The 16,967-nt window shown below is 65.3% G+C and carries 18 protein-coding genes; 6 read left to right on the top strand and 12 right to left on the bottom strand.

Going from position 1 to position 16,967, the window contains the following annotated elements; translation table 11 throughout:
• Positions 1-6 precede the first annotated feature (6 nt).
• The 6 genes from CEW87_RS08140 to CEW87_RS08165 are packed head-to-tail and all read right to left on the bottom strand — an operon-like array spanning position 7 to position 4,880.
• A complete protein-coding gene (locus tag CEW87_RS08140) occupies positions 7-1,146 on the bottom strand; it encodes a DUF1615 domain-containing protein (RefSeq protein ID WP_108972233.1) in 1,140 nt (379 codons plus the stop codon).
• Positions 1,147-1,164: 18 nt separating this feature from the next.
• Positions 1,165-2,163 carry an ATP-binding cassette domain-containing protein gene (locus CEW87_RS08145; protein ID WP_108972234.1) on the bottom strand — a complete coding sequence of 333 codons (999 nt, stop codon included), beginning with the start codon at positions 2,161-2,163 and terminating at the stop codon, positions 1,165-1,167.
• Positions 2,163-2,774, bottom strand: coding sequence for a glutathione S-transferase (locus tag CEW87_RS08150; protein ID WP_108972235.1), 612 nt, complete (start codon positions 2,772-2,774; stop codon positions 2,163-2,165). Before CEW87_RS08150 ends, CEW87_RS08145 begins: the two co-directional genes overlap by 1 nt.
• 14 nt (positions 2,775-2,788) lie before the next feature.
• A complete protein-coding gene (locus CEW87_RS08155) occupies positions 2,789-3,457 on the bottom strand; it encodes an alpha/beta hydrolase (RefSeq protein WP_108972236.1) in 669 nt (222 codons plus the stop codon).
• Positions 3,454-3,780: a (2Fe-2S) ferredoxin domain-containing protein gene (locus tag CEW87_RS08160; protein WP_108972237.1), complete on the bottom strand. Its 327-nt coding sequence runs from the start codon at positions 3,778-3,780 to the stop codon at positions 3,454-3,456. The genes CEW87_RS08155 and CEW87_RS08160 overlap by 4 nt, the downstream gene beginning before the upstream one ends.
• Positions 3,781-3,803: 23 nt before the next feature.
• Positions 3,804-4,880 carry a VanZ family protein gene (locus CEW87_RS08165; protein WP_108972238.1) on the bottom strand — a complete coding sequence of 359 codons (1,077 nt, stop codon included), beginning with the start codon at positions 4,878-4,880 and terminating at the stop codon, positions 3,804-3,806.
• 189 nt (positions 4,881-5,069) lie between these two features.
• On the opposite strand from CEW87_RS08165, the gene CEW87_RS08170 reads away from it, so the two are divergent.
• Positions 5,070-5,582, top strand: coding sequence for a cytochrome c (locus CEW87_RS08170; RefSeq protein ID WP_234421701.1), 513 nt, complete (start codon positions 5,070-5,072; stop codon positions 5,580-5,582).
• Between the two features lie 99 nt (positions 5,583-5,681).
• Here CEW87_RS08170 and CEW87_RS08175 read toward each other — a convergent pair whose 3' ends face one another.
• A complete protein-coding gene (locus CEW87_RS08175; RefSeq protein WP_108972240.1) occupies positions 5,682-6,575 on the bottom strand; it encodes a LysR family transcriptional regulator in 894 nt (297 codons plus the stop codon).
• Positions 6,576-6,755: 180 nt separating this feature from the next.
• Between CEW87_RS08175 and CEW87_RS08180 the strand changes: the two genes are divergently transcribed.
• The gene (locus tag CEW87_RS08180) at positions 6,756-7,175 is read left to right on the top strand and encodes a hypothetical protein (protein WP_108977038.1); all 420 of its coding nucleotides are present in this window, start codon (positions 6,756-6,758) and stop codon (positions 7,173-7,175) included.
• A 42-nt stretch (positions 7,176-7,217) separates the two neighbouring features.
• Here CEW87_RS08180 and CEW87_RS08185 read toward each other — a convergent pair whose 3' ends face one another.
• The gene (locus tag CEW87_RS08185) at positions 7,218-8,276 is read right to left on the bottom strand and encodes an AbrB family transcriptional regulator (protein ID WP_108972241.1); all 1,059 of its coding nucleotides are present in this window, start codon (positions 8,274-8,276) and stop codon (positions 7,218-7,220) included.
• Between the two features lie 27 nt (positions 8,277-8,303).
• Complete coding sequence (locus CEW87_RS08190; RefSeq protein ID WP_234421702.1) at positions 8,304-9,395, bottom strand: ABC transporter substrate-binding protein; 1,092 nt, start codon at positions 9,393-9,395, stop codon at positions 8,304-8,306.
• 94 nt (positions 9,396-9,489) lie between these two features.
• Here CEW87_RS08190 and CEW87_RS08195 point away from each other — a divergent pair, with 94 nt between their 5' ends.
• Both CEW87_RS08195 and CEW87_RS08200 read left to right on the top strand, forming a co-directional pair.
• The gene (locus CEW87_RS08195; RefSeq protein ID WP_108972243.1) at positions 9,490-10,167 is read left to right on the top strand and encodes a response regulator; all 678 of its coding nucleotides are present in this window, start codon (positions 9,490-9,492) and stop codon (positions 10,165-10,167) included.
• Positions 10,168-10,173: 6 nt separating this feature from the next.
• Complete coding sequence (locus CEW87_RS08200) at positions 10,174-11,580, top strand: sensor histidine kinase (RefSeq protein ID WP_108972244.1); 1,407 nt, start codon at positions 10,174-10,176, stop codon at positions 11,578-11,580.
• Between the two features lie 114 nt (positions 11,581-11,694).
• On the opposite strand, the gene CEW87_RS08205 is transcribed toward CEW87_RS08200, so the two are convergent.
• From CEW87_RS08205 to CEW87_RS08215, 3 genes are all read right to left on the bottom strand, one after another.
• Positions 11,695-13,203, bottom strand: a complete 1,509-nt coding sequence (locus tag CEW87_RS08205; RefSeq protein WP_108950330.1) for a tripartite tricarboxylate transporter permease — start codon at positions 13,201-13,203, stop codon at positions 11,695-11,697.
• A 3-nt stretch (positions 13,204-13,206) separates the two neighbouring features.
• Complete coding sequence (locus CEW87_RS08210; protein WP_108950331.1) at positions 13,207-13,650, bottom strand: tripartite tricarboxylate transporter TctB family protein; 444 nt, start codon at positions 13,648-13,650, stop codon at positions 13,207-13,209.
• Positions 13,651-13,748: 98 nt separating this feature from the next.
• On the bottom strand, positions 13,749-14,720 hold the full coding sequence (locus CEW87_RS08215) for a Bug family tripartite tricarboxylate transporter substrate binding protein (RefSeq protein WP_108972245.1): 972 nt from the start codon (positions 14,718-14,720) through the stop codon (positions 13,749-13,751).
• Between the two features lie 455 nt (positions 14,721-15,175).
• Here CEW87_RS08215 and CEW87_RS08220 point away from each other — a divergent pair, with 455 nt between their 5' ends.
• Both CEW87_RS08220 and CEW87_RS08225 read left to right on the top strand, forming a co-directional pair.
• On the top strand, positions 15,176-15,514 hold the full coding sequence (locus CEW87_RS08220) for a P-II family nitrogen regulator (RefSeq protein WP_108972246.1): 339 nt from the start codon (positions 15,176-15,178) through the stop codon (positions 15,512-15,514).
• Positions 15,515-15,524: 10 nt separating this feature from the next.
• A complete protein-coding gene (locus CEW87_RS08225) occupies positions 15,525-16,916 on the top strand; it encodes an ammonium transporter (RefSeq protein WP_108972247.1) in 1,392 nt (463 codons plus the stop codon).
• Positions 16,917-16,967 lie beyond the last annotated feature (51 nt).

Here is a 16,967-nt window from a genome sequence, read left to right on the forward strand (position 1 = left end):
ACATGCCTATGCATCGGCAGATTCCCCGCCGCGCGCAAGGCAGCGCCGATAGCGCGTTTCGACACGCTTGGCGAACCACCCCGTCGTCAGCTTGCGGCTGATCTTGGGGCCGGCGAGTGCAATCTGCGGCAGCACGGCGCGTGCCAGCGGGCGCCCCTCGCGCTGTTCTGCCAGTTCGAATACGCGTTTGTACAAGCGGGTGTCTTCAAACCCTTCGGTATCGCCTTCCTCGAGTGCGCGGCGAATGGCGCGCTCGTCCATGTCGATCGACTTGCCCAGCGTGCGTACTGCGCGTTCGGTGGCACCTGGATCGGATGCCGCTTTCCCGTGGATGATCAGGTCGCCGTCGAGCGCCAGCTTGATCCCCGACGCTGCGCTCACCGCTTTCTGGAAAGCCGCATTGCGGCTGGCATAGCGCCCCGCATTGAAGTCAGCAAAGCGGTATAGCGGGCTGTCGTAGTTTGCTGGGTAATCGAGCAGATGAGCGATGCCGAAGTACATGCCGCCGTGGCGGGTGAACACCTCGCGGCGGATGGAGTCGGGCACCAGATAGGGATAGGTCCGCCGTTTCGCATGCTGCTCGGCAAAGGCGACGCTCACCTGCATCGCGCCTGCGGTGCGTACCGGGTTGAGGTCGCCGAACAGACGCTTGCCCAGCGGCACCATGCTGATGAAGTCCTCGAAGATCAGGCTCAGTTCGCGCTCGGTCCGGACCGTGTCGAGCCGTTCGCCATACGAGTCGCCATTGGGCGAGGGGAGTTTCAGCGCAATGCGCACCGCGAGCATGGGGATGCCGAGTTTGTCGGCGCGCCGCTCGATTTCGCTCCACGCGATCTTCGGCAGACCGGCAACCGGTGGGTCCGCAGTGATGCCTGATTCCTGCTCCGCAACGGCCAGTGCGGCACACAGGTTCGACACGCTTGGGGTGAGCTCCAGGCTCGTGAACGCGACCTGCACGTCGGTGGCCCAGCCGTCGCGGTCCTTGGTGCCGGGTGGCAGCAGGCGCGCGACGTGTGCGCGTATCTCGGCCGGGCTTGCAGGGGCGGGTTCGAAGTCGCGAATCGTGCCCGAACAGCCGGCAAGCAGGGCGAGGCTGATGGTCGCACTCCAGGTTCGTGCGCGCGTGAGCCGTAAGATTGAATGCATTCTTTTCGTGCCTCAGTCTCAGTCGCGAAGGTCGCGACCTGTGAGCTTGAGGAAGACGTCTTCCAGGTTTGCCGGGCGGTGCAGGTAGCGCAGGCCGGGCTGGGTGGCGAGGTGGGTGAGCAGGGGCGCGGCATCGTGCAGGTAGCAGAAGGCGGTTTCCCCACTGATCTCGAAACGGTCGGAAAGCGCAGCCGCGTGCGCATCGGCCCAGGCTGCGGCGCCACCGCCCGCAGGCAGCGCGTGGCCGGTCCAGTCGCCGAAGACTTCCACCACCTGCGGTTCGATATGCTCGGCGATGACTTCGCGCGGGCTGCCGCCTGCGAGCACGCGACCATTGTCGAGAATGGCCAGGTGGTCGGACAGGCGCTCGGCCTCGTCCATGAAATGGGTGGTCAGCAGCACCGTGGTGCCGCTGCGGATGAGCTGCTTCAGGCGCTCCCAGATCAGATGGCGGGCCTGCGGGTCCAGCCCGGTGGTTGGCTCGTCCAGCACCAGCAGCTCGGGCCGGTTGACCAGCGCGCGCGCCAGCGTGAGGCGCCGCTTCATGCCGCCCGACAGCGACTGGATGCGGGCGTCGCGTTTGTTCTCGAGTCCGGCAAAGGCCAGCAGCTCCGGGATGCGGGCCTTGATCGCAGCATCGGCAAGACCGAAGTAGCGGCCATAGACGAGCAGGTTCTCGGCGCAGGTGAAGTCGGGGTCGAGGTTGTCGATCTGCGGCACGATGCCCACCCGCATGCGCGCCTCGCGGGCGCGCTCGGGCACCGCTTCGCCGCACAGGCGGATGCTGCCTGCGCTGGGCGCAGTGAGGCCGAGTGCGCAGCGCAGCGTGGTGGTCTTGCCGGCGCCGTTGGGGCCGAGCAGGGTAAAGCATTCGCCGGCGCGCAGCTCGAGGTCGATGCCGCGAACCACCTCGGTGTCGTCATAGCGCTTCACCAGGCCGTGGATCAGCAGCGGCGATGGACGGGTGGACGATACCGCGGGTGTTGCCAGGGCTGTGCCGGCGAGCGCTGCCGTCATCAGCCGGCGGGCGGCACGGTGTCGGCGAAGCTCGGACGTGCGAACAGCCGTTTGCTGAGGGCGACCAGTGCGGGGCGGCCCGTCTGCCAGTCGGTTTGCGGCAGGCGCAGGTCAAGGTAGCCAAGGGCCACGCCGACGCTGATGTCGTCGAGCTGTATGGTCTTGCCGCTGAGCCATTCACGACCGCTCGCGTGCTTCTCCAGTTCGTCGAGGCAGCGCCGGATCTTGTCCAGCTGACGCTCGATGCTGACGGCGCTCTGTTGCTCGGGCGGGCGCTTGCTTTCGAGGAAGGCCACAACGGCGGCATCGAGAATGCCGTCGGCGAGGGCTTCGGTCTGGCGCACTCGCACGCGCTCGATGCCGCCAGCCGGGAGCAGGGCGGGTGCGGCATTCAGGGTTTCGAGATAGCCGGCAACCACGGGCGAGTCGAAGAAGACTTCGCCGCTGTCGAGCACCAGCGCAGGCACCTTGCCCAGCGGGTTGACGTCGGGTACGCGGGTGTTGGTCTCCCACGGAGAGTCCACGACCAGCTCGAAGGGCAGTGACTTTTCCGCGAGCAGGATGCGGATCTTGCGCGCGTAGGGGCTGGTGAGCGAGGCGAGCAGTTTCATTGTTCTCTCCTGGGTCAGGCGCGGCCGGCGGCCGGCGCAACGTTGCGGGCGATCAGGTCCCGGATCAGATGCAGCTTGCCATGGAAGAAGTGGTCGGCGCCCGGAATGACGATGATCGGCAGCTCCTGCGGACGTGCCCAGTCGAGCACGTTGCTCAGCGCGACGGTGTCGTCGACTTCCCCGTGGATGATCAGCGTGGGGATGGTGTCGGGCACCGGCGGGGTGTCGTAGCTGCGTGCGCCATCTGCGGCCACACCTGCGGCCATGCCGACGAGGATCAGCTGCCGCGGCGGGTTGATGTCGCCGGCGAGGCGATTGGCGATACGCGTCTGCACGAAGCCGCCGAAAGAGAAGCCACCCAGTGCCAGCGGCAGACTGCCCCAGCGCGATTGTGCCCAGGCAATCACAGACAGCATGTCTTCGGTTTCGCCCTCGCCGTGGTCATGCTCGCCTTCGCTCTTGCCTACGCCGCGAAAGTTGGGGCGGATGGCCGCGTAGCCCAGGTCGCGATAGCTGCGCGCCAGGGTGTGCGCCACCTTGTTGGTATTGGCGCCACCGAACAGCGGGTGCGGGTGGCAGATCAGGGCAACGCCGCGAACGGTTTGCGGGGCGTCGATGAGGACTTCGATATTGCCCGCTGCGCCGCGCAGCAGGGCGGATTCCGTGGGTAGGGCCCGGGTCATGCGTTTCCTCCATCAGGCAGGCGCAGGCGCTCGACGATGCGGCCATGCACCAGATGCTGGTCGATGATCTCGTCGACATCGTCCTTGTCCAGATAGGTGTACCAGACGTTGTCCGGGTACACCACCAGCACCGGGCCGTCGTCGCACCGGCCCAGACAGCCGGCCTTGTTGATGCGCACGCTGCCTTTGCCCTTGAGGCCGAGCTGGGCGCTGCGCTCCTTGGCGTAGGTCTGCAACTCACTGGCCTTGAAGTTGTTGCAGCAGTCTTCTCCGGCTGCGCGCTGATTGCAGCAGAAGAAGACGTGGTGTTTGAAGTAGCTCATTCAGGTCTCCGTTGGTGTGCGGATTATAGGCGCCGTGGGTTGTCGAGGTGTTCGCCCCGCCACAGGCCCAGAGCCGAAAGGTAGGCCAGGGCGACGAAGGGCCAGATGCTGGCGACGAGCTGGGTCAGACCGTGGAAATTGAGAAAGTTGCCACGGCTCAGGATCGTATGGCCGCTGCTGAGGTAAGGGTTCTCGGGCATCAGGTTCACCAGTGCGGTGGCGGCGAGCAGCATGGTGCCGGCAAGGGCGTGCTGGACCACCCGCGGCAGCAGCAAGGCGGCGGCAAGCAGGGCCGCACCGACGAGCAGCCCGCTTTCTGCGCCGGGCGTGACCCAGGCCAGGGGGTCGGTGGGCATGAAGAAGGTGGCGGCAGCCAGGGTCTTGGCGCCGACGCCGAGCGCGAGCAGGACCAGGATCGGCCAGGGGGCGGCCGTGCGCATCATGCAGCGGGCAAAGAGGCCGATGGCGACGATGGTGCAGGCGGTCAGTGCGGTTTCGAAGGCGATGAAGCGCTCGGGGCGGAAAGGCAGTGGCGGCGGAATCAACAGCATGCGGCGGATGTCGCCGCTGCCGAACAGCAGGCTGTCCGGGGTGAGCTGGGTGAGCAGCCATAGTCCGAGCAGAATCAGGCCGGCATCGCCGGTATGGCCGCCGATGAAATGTTCGCTGCGCCAGCGTGCCAGTCCGGCGTGGGGCGCGAACAGTCGCCTGCCGCAGCACGCGCCCAGTGCCGCGCCGATCAGACCGCCCGCGCTGTTGGCACCGAGGTCGATGTTGCTCGATACCCGCGATGGCAGAAAGTGCTGAACGGTCTCGAGCCCGAAGCTGAACAGGCTCGCACCCAGCGCCGCCACGGCAATGATGCGCAGCAGCGGCCAGCTCACAGGCAGCGCGGCAGCGACAATGAAGCCCAGCGGGATGTAGCCGAGCACATTGAACACCAGGTCTTCGATCTGGAAGTATTTCGGCCACGGCGCAATCAGGTAGTCGAACAGCGGCAAACCGCTCTCGCGCCAGCCGGCAAACGGGTGCAGGCAGGCGTAGGCCACCAGCAGGGCGTATGCGAAGGCGAGGTTGCGGGGGAGCGATGAACGAGGCACGAAATGGCGTCGGAGCGTGGTGGCGATGCCCGAGTCTATCCGACTGGCGCAGACGCTGCAGTTTGCTGTCCCCGTCGGGCTAGGAAAAATTTAGGATTCGCATAGGGCTCTTTTAGCAAGCCGGGGTATGTCGCCGGATTACGCTTGCGGCGTGGAATTTCGTCCACGTAACGTATGGCGAGGAAGACGATGAAAATACCTTACATGTCCTGGGGCGCGCTGCTGGCACTGGGACTTTTCTGCGGCATGCCGGCCCGGGCTGCAGACGGTGCGGCACCGCAGGCACACGACCGGGGGCGCTATCTGGTCGTGATCAGTGGCTGTAACGATTGTCACACACCCGGCTATCCCGAGGCCGGGGGCAAGTTGCCCGAAAAGCAATGGCTGGTCGGGAGCCCGGTGGGGTTCCAGGGGCCGTGGGGCGTGACCTACCCATCCAATCTGCGCCTGTCGGTACAGAAGATGACCGAGGCGCAGTGGATTGCCCATGCACGTACCGTGATGCGACCGCCGATGCCGTCGCCCAGCCTGATCGCGATGAGTGACGGAGACCTCAAGGCCATCTACCGCTACATCCGCAAGCTTGGCGGGACGGGCGTCCCGGCGCCCGAATACGTGCCGCCCGGACAGGCGGTGAGCTCCCCGTACATCGAGTTCGTGCCCAAGAACCTGCCGCCAGTCATTGCCGGTGCCGGCTCATGAGGCCTTCGCCTGTCAGGCGTTACCAGGCCTTGCTCGCAGGCGCAATGCCATCTGAAGCGCATCCGGTCCGCTGTTGCGGTTGCGGACCGGTGCGCCCGGTCAGGGCATGGCCTCGCGTGCGCGCTGACTGATCGCCTGCATGGCGGGATGGGAGAGTTTGCGTTCGGTTGTAATGGCGAAGATCTGCTCCCTGACCTTGTCGATTTCACCCATGACCTGCACCTTGTATTGCTCGCAGATATAAGGCGCAATTGCGCGTGGCCCCACGAACAGCCCGGCGCCCGCCTGGCCGAATGCCTTCATGAGCGCGCTGTCGTCGAACTCGGCCACGATCCGGGGTTGTACCTTGCTGCGCTCAAGCCATTGCATCAAGGCTGGCCGGAAAGCAACGTCTTCGCCCGGCAACAGGAAGGGCGCGCGGTCGAGCAGTGCGGGAAAGCTGGCCGGCAGGCGGGCAGCGAGGCCCGCGCTGGCAAAAACCGATAACGGACTCTCGCCCAGCAGATGACTGAAGCCTCGCACGCTGACACCGGGGGGCAGGGGACGGTCGGCGATGACGATGTCGAGCCGATGCACGGCAAGCTCTCCGAGCAGGTTCTCCAGCCGGCCTTCGCGGCACACCAGGCGCGGCGCGTTGTCGAGCTGAAGCGCGGGCTCGATCAGCTGATACACGACCGATTTCGGCATGGCGTCCGCGATGCCGATGCGAAATGGCAACGGGATGCTCAGGGATTCGTCGCGCATCAGATCGACGATCTGGTCTCCGAGCGCAAAGATCTCATCGGCGTGCCCCAGGATGCGTCGCCCGGCATCGGTGAGCTCGAGGCGCCGCCCGACGCGGCGGAACAGGCTGGCGCCCAGGCTGGTTTCCAGGGTCGTGAGCTGGGCGCTGATCGAGTGCGGCGTCAGGTGCAGCAGCCTGGCGGCCTGCGCAATGCTGCCCGCGCGCGCCACGGTCCAGAAGTAGCGCAAATGTTTGTAGTTGAGCGTCATCGTGCGAATACATCCAAAAAATCGATGGCAGACGTCAATATATTCGACTTTATCGTGCGTTGCCCATCGCCTATCTTGATTACGTAGTCAGCGCATTTCGCCTGACCGTCGATGGGCCCGCAGCGCTCGGCAGCAATCGCAGCCGACTGCGTGGCCCAATTCGATCATGGAGAAACAGACATGCGTCAATATGCAACCGATAGCACCCAGGCCGCCGCCCGTATCCTGGCCCTCACCATCCTGGCCGATGGTGGCCTGGATCAGGCAGAGCTGAATTCCGTCACCCGCTCGGAGGCCGCCAGACGGCTGCAGATCGCCGAGGCGGATTTCGAGCAGGTGTTGCAGGAATATTGCCAGGACCTGCTGCAGGGCGCCGACTATCTGGACGGCATCGCCTTGCGCCTGGCACCAGAGGTGCTGCGCGGACTGCTTGATGAAATTCGCGACCCGGCGTTCCAGCAGCTGATCCTGCGCACGATGCACGACATCGTCGAAGCGGACGGCATCAGTACGGAAGAAGAGGTCGCCCTGCTGTCGCAAACTGCAGCGGCATGGTCCGTCTCCGCTGCCAGGCCGGTGTCGGGCAGTCGAGGCGCATGACGACGATGGTGCGCCGAATGCCTGCCGGCGCCCCGGCGCCTGTCAGCCGGTGATGCGCAGGAAGACCTTGTACAGCGATGGGGCGCCGACCGTGAGCACCATGACCCGCAAGGCATGGCACACGGTCACCATCGGCACGCCGAGGTGCAGTACCTTTGCGGTGATGCACATCTCCGCCACGCCACCCGGTGCAGCAGACAGCACCAGGGTGGCAAACGGGGTGTCCGACACGCTGGTGGCAACGTAGGCGAGCACGCAGCCAAGGGCGACGGCGAACAGCGCGGAAAGGGTGGCGACCGCCAGAAAATGCGGTGTTGCACGAAAGAACGAGGGGGAGAAGCGGCAACCCAGCGCGCAGCCAATCAGCAGTTGGCCGCCGTTGATCACCCACCAGGGCAGCGCCGACAGGCTGATGCCGAGTGCGGTCACCAGCCCCACCCCGATCAGCGGCCCCAGCACCCATGCATTGCCGATGCGCAGCGCTGTCAGCAGGCCCACCCCGCACAGGCTGGCCCCGACCAGCGCAGGCAGTTGTTCCGGCAGCACCGCGGTCGACAGCGGCGTGTACAGGTCGGAGCCGTGTGCGCCGAACCAGCTCAGGCCGAACGGCACCACGGCCACCACCACCATCACCCGCAGGGCGTGGGCGGCGGCGATGCGGTCGATGGCGCCGCCGAAGCGTTCGGCGACCACCGCCATTTCGGAGGCGCCGCCGGGCAGCGACGCAAAGAAGGCCGTGGGCTTGTCCACCGCTGCCAGGCGGGCGGTGAGCAGGGCACACAGCAGACCTACCACCAGCGCGCCCCCCGAGATGATGGTGACCAGCAACAGGTTGTCGAGCAGCAGGCGGATGACCTCCGGGGTGAAGTACAGCCCGAGCGCGGTGCCAATGGCCCACTGGCCCGCGTGCCGTCCGCCCGGTGGCCCTTGCAGCGGGGCGCCGAGAATGCGCAGCAGCGCGATCGCGAACAGCGGCCCGATCATCCACGGCAGGGGGCTATGAACGGCCTGTGCGGCGGCGCCGGCGGCGGTGGCGAGGACCAGCGTCAGACAGATGAGGGCAGGCGCGCGGAGATGGCCGGCGAGCGGACGTTGAGCCATGGAATGATTTCGGTTCGATGCGGTGCTTCACGGCTGTGGCGCGATGGTGTCGCGCCACTGGATCAGGAAGTCACGGCCCTTGAGTTGGTCTAGGTAGGTGAGCAGGCCGGCACCGATGCGAATCGGGCGGAAGGCGCTGCCGAGCTCCCTGTTGAGGTTGTCTGCGGCTTCGTCGGCGGGTACGTCGGTGCGCACCGAGTAGAATCCGGGGCTGCGCGACAGCAAGCGCTGGCCGCGCATCGACAGCAGGTAGTCGAGCCACAGGCGCGCCGCATTCGGATGCTTCGCCTGGCGCGAGATGAAGGCCACGCGGCTCATTACCAGGGTGTAGTCGCTCGGCAGCACCACCCCCAGTCTCGGGTCCTGTTCCGCGCGGAGCTGGGCATAGGAGCCGAGCAGGTTGTAACCCAGCGTGGCCTGGCCTGCCGCGATGCGGTCGAGCATGTCCGCGGTCGAGGGTTCGGTCTGCACGCCGAGGCGTCCGAACGCTTCGGCGAGGCGCCAGAACACGACCGGATTGGCGAGCACGTCCTGACTGTGGAGCAGAAAGCCGAGGCCCGAGCGTGCAGGGTCGTAGGTAATCAGCTTGCCCCGCAACTGCGCCGGGGCGCGGGCCAGCAGGCGCAGCAGCTCCGCATGACTGCGGGGCACATCGTCGGCATGCATGAGCTCGCGGTTGTACACCATGGCGACCGGCTCGAGGCTGGTGCCGAAGGCTTCGTCCTTCCACACCGCCCACTTCGGCAGCGCCGCAGTCTCGTCGGAATGGTAGACCTGAGCATAGCCGTCGTTGACCAGCTTCACCTGCAGGTCCATGGCCGAACTCCACACCAGATCGGCACCCCCGCCTGTCCTGGCCTCGGATACAAACTGGCGGTAGAGATCGGTGGAGCTCATGTCGCGATAGTCGACGCGGACATCGGGGTAGAGCTTGCCGAAGTCCTCGATCAGGGGCCGGGCGACGCTGATGTCGGTGGCGGCGTAGATCACCACAACGCCTTCGCGCCTTGCTGCAGCCTCGATGTCGGACGTGGTTGCGGCGAGCGTCGTCTGCGCTGCACCGAACAATGCGCATGCGAGGAGCAGCAGCCGGGTCAGGGCGGGTGGCAGTCGAATCACGAGCTTCCTCCTGTTTTCATGGGCGAAGCTTTGCACGAAATATTTTTTCCGGCAGGATAATCGGCCATCAACCTTTCGATCCACTTTCATTACCATGCGTCTGCTTCTCGTTGAAGATCATGCGGACCTGGCCGAGTGGGTGTCGAAGGCCCTGATTCAGGCCGGTTACGCGGTCGACGTGATGACCCGCGGCGACCATGCCGACCATGCGCTGGTGACGCAGCCCTACGATGCGGTCATCCTCGACCTGTCGCTGCCCGGCCTGGATGGCCTTGAGGTGCTGCGGCGGATGCGCGAGCGCGAGGCGACCGCGCAGATCCCGGTGCTGGTGCTGACCGCACGCAGCAGCACCGAGGACAAGGTGCGTGGCCTCAACCTCGGGGCGGACGATTACCTGCCCAAGCCCTTCGACCTTTCGGAGCTCGAGGCCCGCATCAAGGCCTTGTTGCGACGTGCGGGCAACCTGGTGCCGACCGTGCGCATCGGCAGGCTTGAGTTCGACGTCACCTCCCGCCTTGCGAGTGTGGAGCGCAAGCCGCTGGCCCTGACGCCGCGCGAACTGGCGGTGCTTGAAGTGCTGATATCGCGCCAGGGGCGGCCGGTCGCGCGCGAAACCCTGTTCGAAAAGATCTTCGCCTTCGACGAGGAGGCGCGCGCCGAAGCGATCGAGATCTATGTTCACCGCTTGCGCAAGAAGCTTGAAGGCTCCGGTGCGGTGGTGACCACGCTGCGCGGTCTGGGTTACCTGATCGATGAAGCCGTCGAGGACTGACGCACCGTGGCGGTAAAGCGCAGCGTCAGCCTGCGGCGACGGGTTGCGGTCTGGTTGCTGCCCTCGCTGCTCGTGCTGCTGCTCATCAATGCCGTGCTCTCCTATCTGGGCGCGCTCGCTGCGGTCAATCGCGCCTACGACCGCTCGCTGACGGCCTCGATCCAGTCGATCGCCGAGCAGGTGCATTCGCTGGAGGGCACGATCTCGGTGAATGTCCCGTATTCGGCGTTCGAGGTGTTCGACGAGGGCATGCAGGAGCGCATCTTCTATGCGGTGCTCGGCCCCAACGGCAGCCTGGTGACCGGTTACGACGATCTCGTGCCGCCCGACGGTCTGGTCGACGACGGTCCGCTGCGCATCGTCGACAGTCAATACCGCGGCGAGGGCGTGCGCGTCGGTGCCATCAAGAAGCGCCTGTACGACCCCGCCCTCGAGGGCGGCGATGCAGCAACAATCGTCTTTGCCGAAACGACCGAATCCCGCGTGACCCTGGCGCGGGAGCTGTTCTTCGACAGCCTGCGCCGTCAGTTGCTGCTGGTGGTGCTGGGCGCGGTGGTGCTGGTGTTCGTGATGACCTCTGCGTTCAGGCCGCTGCTCGAATTGCGCGAAGCCATTCGCCGGCGGGACGAAGAGGATCTGACGCCAATCGTGGCTGACGGGGCGCCGAGCGAGGTGCGGCCCCTGATCGACGCCATCAATCACCACACCGAGCGCCTGTCGGGCATGCTCGCCGCGCGCCGGCGCTTTCTCGCCGATGCCGCGCACCAGATCCGCACGCCGCTGGCCGTGCTCAGCACCCAGGCCGAGTATGGTCTGCGCCTGGACGACCTGACCGAGATTCGCCATGCCTTCAAGAGTCAGCTCGGTACCATTCGCAGCACCCGCCGGATGGCGGACCAGATGCTGGCGCTGTCGCACGCCGAGTCGGTGGATCGCTCGGTCGAGGGGCTGCAGGCGGTGGATGTCAGCCGGCTTGCGCGGGAGGTGGCTGGCGAGCTGGTGCCCGTGGCGCTGCGCAAGCGCATCGACCTCGCCTTCGAGGACGGTGGCGAAGCCATGGTCGCCGGCAACCTGCAGATGTTGCGCGAGCTGGCCGCGAATCTGCTCGATAACGCGATTCGCTACAGCCCCCCCGATACCCAGGTGGTGATTGCCACCGGGGTCACGCCTGACCGCGTGGCACTGTGCGTCAGTGATCAGGGACCGGGGATTCCGCCTGCGGAGCGGGGCAAGGTGTTCCAGCGTTTCTACCGCATTCTTGGGCAGGACAAGGCGCCGGGCAGTGGCCTGGGGCTCGCGATCGTGCGCGAAATCGTCCTTGCGCATGGCGGCAGCATCACCCTCGACGCAGGAGCCGATGGCCGTGGCCTGATGGTGCTGGTGGAGTTCCCGCGCGCGCAGTCAGCGGCCTGAGCGCGGGCAAAAAAATCGGGGCGCCGAAGCGCCCCGAAAAAAGGATATGTCGCGAATTTGGACACGACACATCGTTGCAGGCCTGACGGGGAGGAGGTCCGCCAGGCCCTTGAACTACGCGGCAGCCTGCGGGTTGCGGCGTGCATCGATCGCCTTGGCCAGACGGGGGCCGACGAGCATCGCGATTGCGGCCACCCACAGACCGATCGAGATCGGGCTCGAGACCAGGATGTCGAGCTCGCCATTGCTGATCGACAGCGCCCGGCGCAGGTTCTGCTCCATCATGTCGCCGAGCACGAAGCCGAGGATGAAGGGCGCCATCGGGAAGTTCATCGCCCGCAGCAGGAAGCCGAAGCCGCCCAGCAGGGTGCCGACGATGAGGTCGAAGGTGGTGCCATGCACCGCATACACGCCGACCATCGACACTGCAGCAACGCCGGGTACCAGGACCCAGTTCGGGATCTGCAGGAACTTCACGAACAGCTTTACCAGCGGGATGTTCATCAGCACCAGCATCACGCTGCAGATGGCGAGCGAGGCGATCAGGCCCCACACGATCACCGGCTGGTCCTGGAACAGGGTCGGGCCCGGCGTGATGTTGTACAGCGTGAGTGCGCCGATCATCACCGCGGTGGTGCCCGAGCCGGGCACGCCCAGGGTCAGCATCGGGATCAGCGAACCGTAGGCCGAGGCATTGTTCGCCGCTTCCGGCGCAGCCACGCCGCGGACGTCGCCTTCGCCAAAGCTGTGATCCTTGCCGGCCATGCGACGCTCCATCGAGTAGGTCATCGCGGATGCGATCGAGGCGCCCGCGCCGGGCAGCACGCCAACGAAGAAACCCACCACCGATGAACGCAGGATGGTCCACTTGGCACGCATGAATTCCTGCGTGTTGAACATCGTGCGCCCGGTCACCTCGACCGGCTGCACGCCGCCATGATGGCTTTGCAGCATCAGCATCAGTTCGCTGACCGCAAACAGGCCGATCACGACCACGATGAAGGGAATGCCGTCCGACAGATGGAGCAGATCGAAGGTGTAGCGATAGACGCCGCTGTTGGCGTCAATACCCACGCATGACAGCATCAGGCCGATCAGCACGCCGACCATGGCCTTGAGCAGCGAGTCGCCCACCAGGCCGCCGAGGCAGGACAGGGCCAGCACCATCAGCGCGAAATACTCCGCGGGTCCGAACGCCAGCGCCCAGTTGGCGAGCAGCGGGGCGAAGGCGACGATGCCGAAGGTGGCGATGATGGCGCCGGTGAACGAGGCGACGGCCGAGATCGACAGCGCCGGTCCGGCCAGTCCCATCTTGGCCATCGGATAGCCGTCGAGCGTGGTCATGACCGCGCCGGCATCACCCGGTACGTTGATCAGGATGGCCGAGATGCGGCCGCCGAACTCGCAGCCCGAATACACTGCGGCGAGCAGGATCAGCGCCGACTCGGGCGGCAGTTTCATGGCGTAGGCGATGGGCAGCAGGATGGCGACCCCGTTGATCGGCCCCAGTCCCGGCAGCATGCCGATGATCGTGCCCAGAAAGGCGCCGATCAGGCAGATCAGGAGATTGGTCGGGGTCCCGGCGACGGCGAAGCCGTCAAGCAGATGTGAAATGACTTCCATGACTTACCCCAGTAGTGGCTTGAGCCAGAGGCCCGTCGGCAATACGACGTCCAGCAGCCGGTCGAAGATCAGGAACAGCGATACGCCGAGCCCGGCGCCCGCGATCAGCGACTGCTTCCAGGTGCCGCCGAAAAAGCGTGCCAGCGGAATGCTCATGAGCGCGGTGGAAATGACGAAGCCCAGCTTGTCGAACAGGAATGCGTAGGCCAGGATCACTGCAAACATGCCGCCAACGCGCACCAGCGTGGGCGATGGCGCCCATTCGGTGGCGGGGCGCTTGCTCAGCATCAGGCCGAGCGAGCACACGCCCAGCAGGGCGAAGACCAGCAGCGGGAAGGCACGGGGGCCCACCGGTTCATACGAGATCGGGGCCTTGAGGTCCCAACCGGAATAGATGCCGCCTGCAGAGAGCAGGAGCAGAAAAACGCCGAAAATGCGTTCGCTCATGGTGTCCTCCAGTCGCGTGAAATGGGCCCGTGTACAGTCGCGGGCACCGCCGTGGCGGTACCCGTCTGCTCAGCACACCGGAACCGGTACAGAGATGCTCACTGCGCGACCATCCCGAACTCCTTGGCGAGTTCGGCGTAGTGCTTGACGCGTTCCTTCACGTAGGCGTCGAGCTTGGCGCCGGTGAGGTTGAGCGGGAACAGACCCTGGGTTTCACGCAGCTTGGCGAACTCGGGGGAGGCGAGCATCTTGTCGAAAGTGCCAACCCACCACTTGTAGTCGGCGTCGGAGACCTTCGGGCCCATGTAGTAGCCGCGGATGATCGGCCACTCGACGTCGTAACCCTGCTCCTTGGCCGTGGCCACGCCGCTCAGCTCGCCCGGCAGACGGTCTGCGGCCAGCACGCCCAGCACACGGATGCGCCCGCCCTTCATTTGCGCTGCCACTTCCGAAGCGTCGCCCGAATACACCTGGACGTGACCGCCCTGCAGCGCGGTCATGGCCTCGCCGCCGCCCTCGAAGGCAACGTAACGCATGGTCTTGAAGTCGATGCCGGCCGCTTTGGCGACCAGCGCGGACTTCATCCAGTCCTGGCTGCCGACCGAACCACCGGCACCGAACACGACCTTGCTCGGGTCGGCCTTGATCGCGGCCATCAGTTCCTTGAGGTTGGTGAAGGGCGAGTCGGCACGAACGATGATGGCGCCGTAGTCGGCACCGGCCGAACCGAGCCACTTCACGTCGTCGACGCTGTAGCGGCCGAACTTGCCGATGGCCAGGTTGAGCAGCGAGCCACCGGAGAAGGCCACGATGGTGCCGCCTTCATCGGGACGCTGTGCGATCACGGTGTTGTAGGCAACTGCGCCGATACCACCCGGCATGTAGGTCACGCGCATCGGGGCATCGATGAACTTGCCGTTCTGCAGGCCACCCTGCACGAGCTTGCAGGTCAGGTCGAAACCGCCGCCGGGCTTGGCGGGCGCGATGCACTCGGGCTTCTCCGGCGCGGCGGCGTGGGCGCTGCCCAGGGCAAGGGTGGCAGCAATGGCAATAAGGGTCTTGTTCAACATCTCGGGTCTCCTCCGTTATGTAATCTCATCCAGCCGTCGCGCAAAGGGCGCTGACGACGCGTGACGGAAGATACGAGGCACTGCTTTCGATCTGCTTTCAGTCTGAAAGAATCAGCGCCGACCCATCCTGCTGGCGAAGCAGGCATCGCCGCGCCGGTCGGCATTCCGCCGCGCACGTGCCCGCCGCACCCGACACCCGGACCTCCCGTCACTGCCGCGCCACGGCGCATTCGCGGTCCATCGTGGTGCGCATTCAGGCCTCAGGCCGCATTCTTGTGCATGAATCAAATATTCATACAGGTAAATCGTTGATTTTTCTGGTGGCACGCACTTGGCACGGCTCCTGCTTTTCATGTGAGGAAACATTTTTTCGTCAAGCGTAATACAGGGAGTTTCTAAAACATGAACATGAACAGGACAGCAGCGGTGCCGATGCCGGCGCAAAGGCGTGCGCAATGAAATTCATCAGCGCAATCATCAAGCCGTTCAAGCTCGACGAAGTGCGTATGGCACTGGCAGAGGTGGGTGTGCAGGGGCTCACCGTCACCGACGTCAAGGGTTTCGGACGCCAGAAGGGGCACACCGAGCTCTACCGCGGGGCTGAGTACGTGGTGGATTTTCTGCCCAAGACCAAGCTTGAGGTCGCGGTGGACGATGCGCTGGTCGATGCCGCCGTCGCCGCGATCGAGAAGTCTGCCGTCACCGGCAAGATCGGCGACGGAAAGATCTTCGTTTTCGATCTTCTCAATGCCGTACGAATCCGCACCGGTGAGTCCGGTGCGCAGGCCCTGTAAGGAGAACATGATGCAAAGAATTTTCGCGCCGCTGGCGATGCTGTTCGCCATGCTGTTCATGTCGCCCGCCTGGGCGGACACGGTTGCTGCACCGGTACCCGACAAGGGCGACGTCACCTGGCTGATCGTGTCGACCCTGCTCGTGGTGATGATGGCTGCACCTGGCCTGGGGCTGTTCTACGGCGGCATGGTTCGCGCCAAGAACATGCTTTCGGTGCTGATGCAGACCCTGGTGGTGTTCTGCATGCTCGGCATCCTGTGGGCGATCTACGGCTACTCGCTCGCCTTCACTGAAGGCAATGCCTTCATTGGCGGCTTCGACAAGCTCTTCCTGCAGGGTGTGACGGCGGATTCGCTGACCGGCACCTTCAGCAAGGGCGTGGTTGTGCCCGAGTTCATCTACATCGCCTTCCAGCTCACCTTCGCTGCCATTACCCCGGCACTGATCGTGGGTGCCTTCGCCGAGCGCATCAAGTTCTCGGCAGTGCTGGTATTCATGGCGCTGTGGTTCACCTTCTCCTATCTGCCGCTGGCACACATGGTGTGGTTCTGGGCCGGTCCTGACGCCTATACCAGCGCCGAGGCTGCCGATGCCGCAACCGCGACGGCAGGCTTCCTGTTCCAGAAGGGTGCGCTCGACTTTGCCGGTGGCACGGTGGTGCACATCAATGCCGGTATCGCCGCGCTGGTCGCCGCGATCATGGTGGGCAAGCGCCTTGGTTACGGCCGCGAAACCATGGCTCCGCACAACCTGCCGATGACGATGGTCGGCGGCTCGCTGCTGTGGGTGGGATGGTTCGGCTTCAACGTCGGCTCCAACATGGAAGCCACCGGTGTCGCCACGCTGGCGGTCATCAACACCATGCTCGCAACCTGCGCCGCCACCTTCGCGTGGACGCTGACCGAGTGGGCGCGCAAGGGCAAGCCTTCAATGCTTGGCGCGATCTCGGGTGCGATCGCCGGTCTGGTGGTCATCACCCCCGCGTGCGGCTTCGTTGGCCCGATGGGCAGCCTGATCATGGGCGGTCTGGTCGGCGTGATCTGCTACTGGGGCGTCAATGGCCTCAAGCGTGCGCTCGGCGTGGATGACTCGCTCGACGTGTTCGGTGTGCATGGCATTGGCGGCATCGTCGGCGCGCTGCTGACGGGCGTGTTTGCCGCGCCTGCGCTTGGCGGTACCGGGGTGTGGGACTACGTGACCGACTCGGTCGCCGAGTACGACATGGTGTCGCAGGTGATCGCCCAGGCCTGGGGTGTGGGTACAGCCGTGGTGTGGTCTGCCGTGGTGTCCTTCATTGCTCTGAAGCTGGTCGATCTGACCATCGGTCTGCGTGTCTCTGAAGAAGAAGAGCGCGAAGGCCTGGACATCAGCTCGCACGGCGAAACCGCCTATCACTCCTGATTGGAAGGGTGTTCGTGGCCTGCCGCCGGTATCGGCGGCAGGCCACAGGCA

Source organism: Parazoarcus communis, from assembly GCF_003111665.1.
Taxonomy (GTDB): domain Bacteria; phylum Pseudomonadota; class Gammaproteobacteria; order Burkholderiales; family Rhodocyclaceae; genus Parazoarcus; species Parazoarcus communis_B.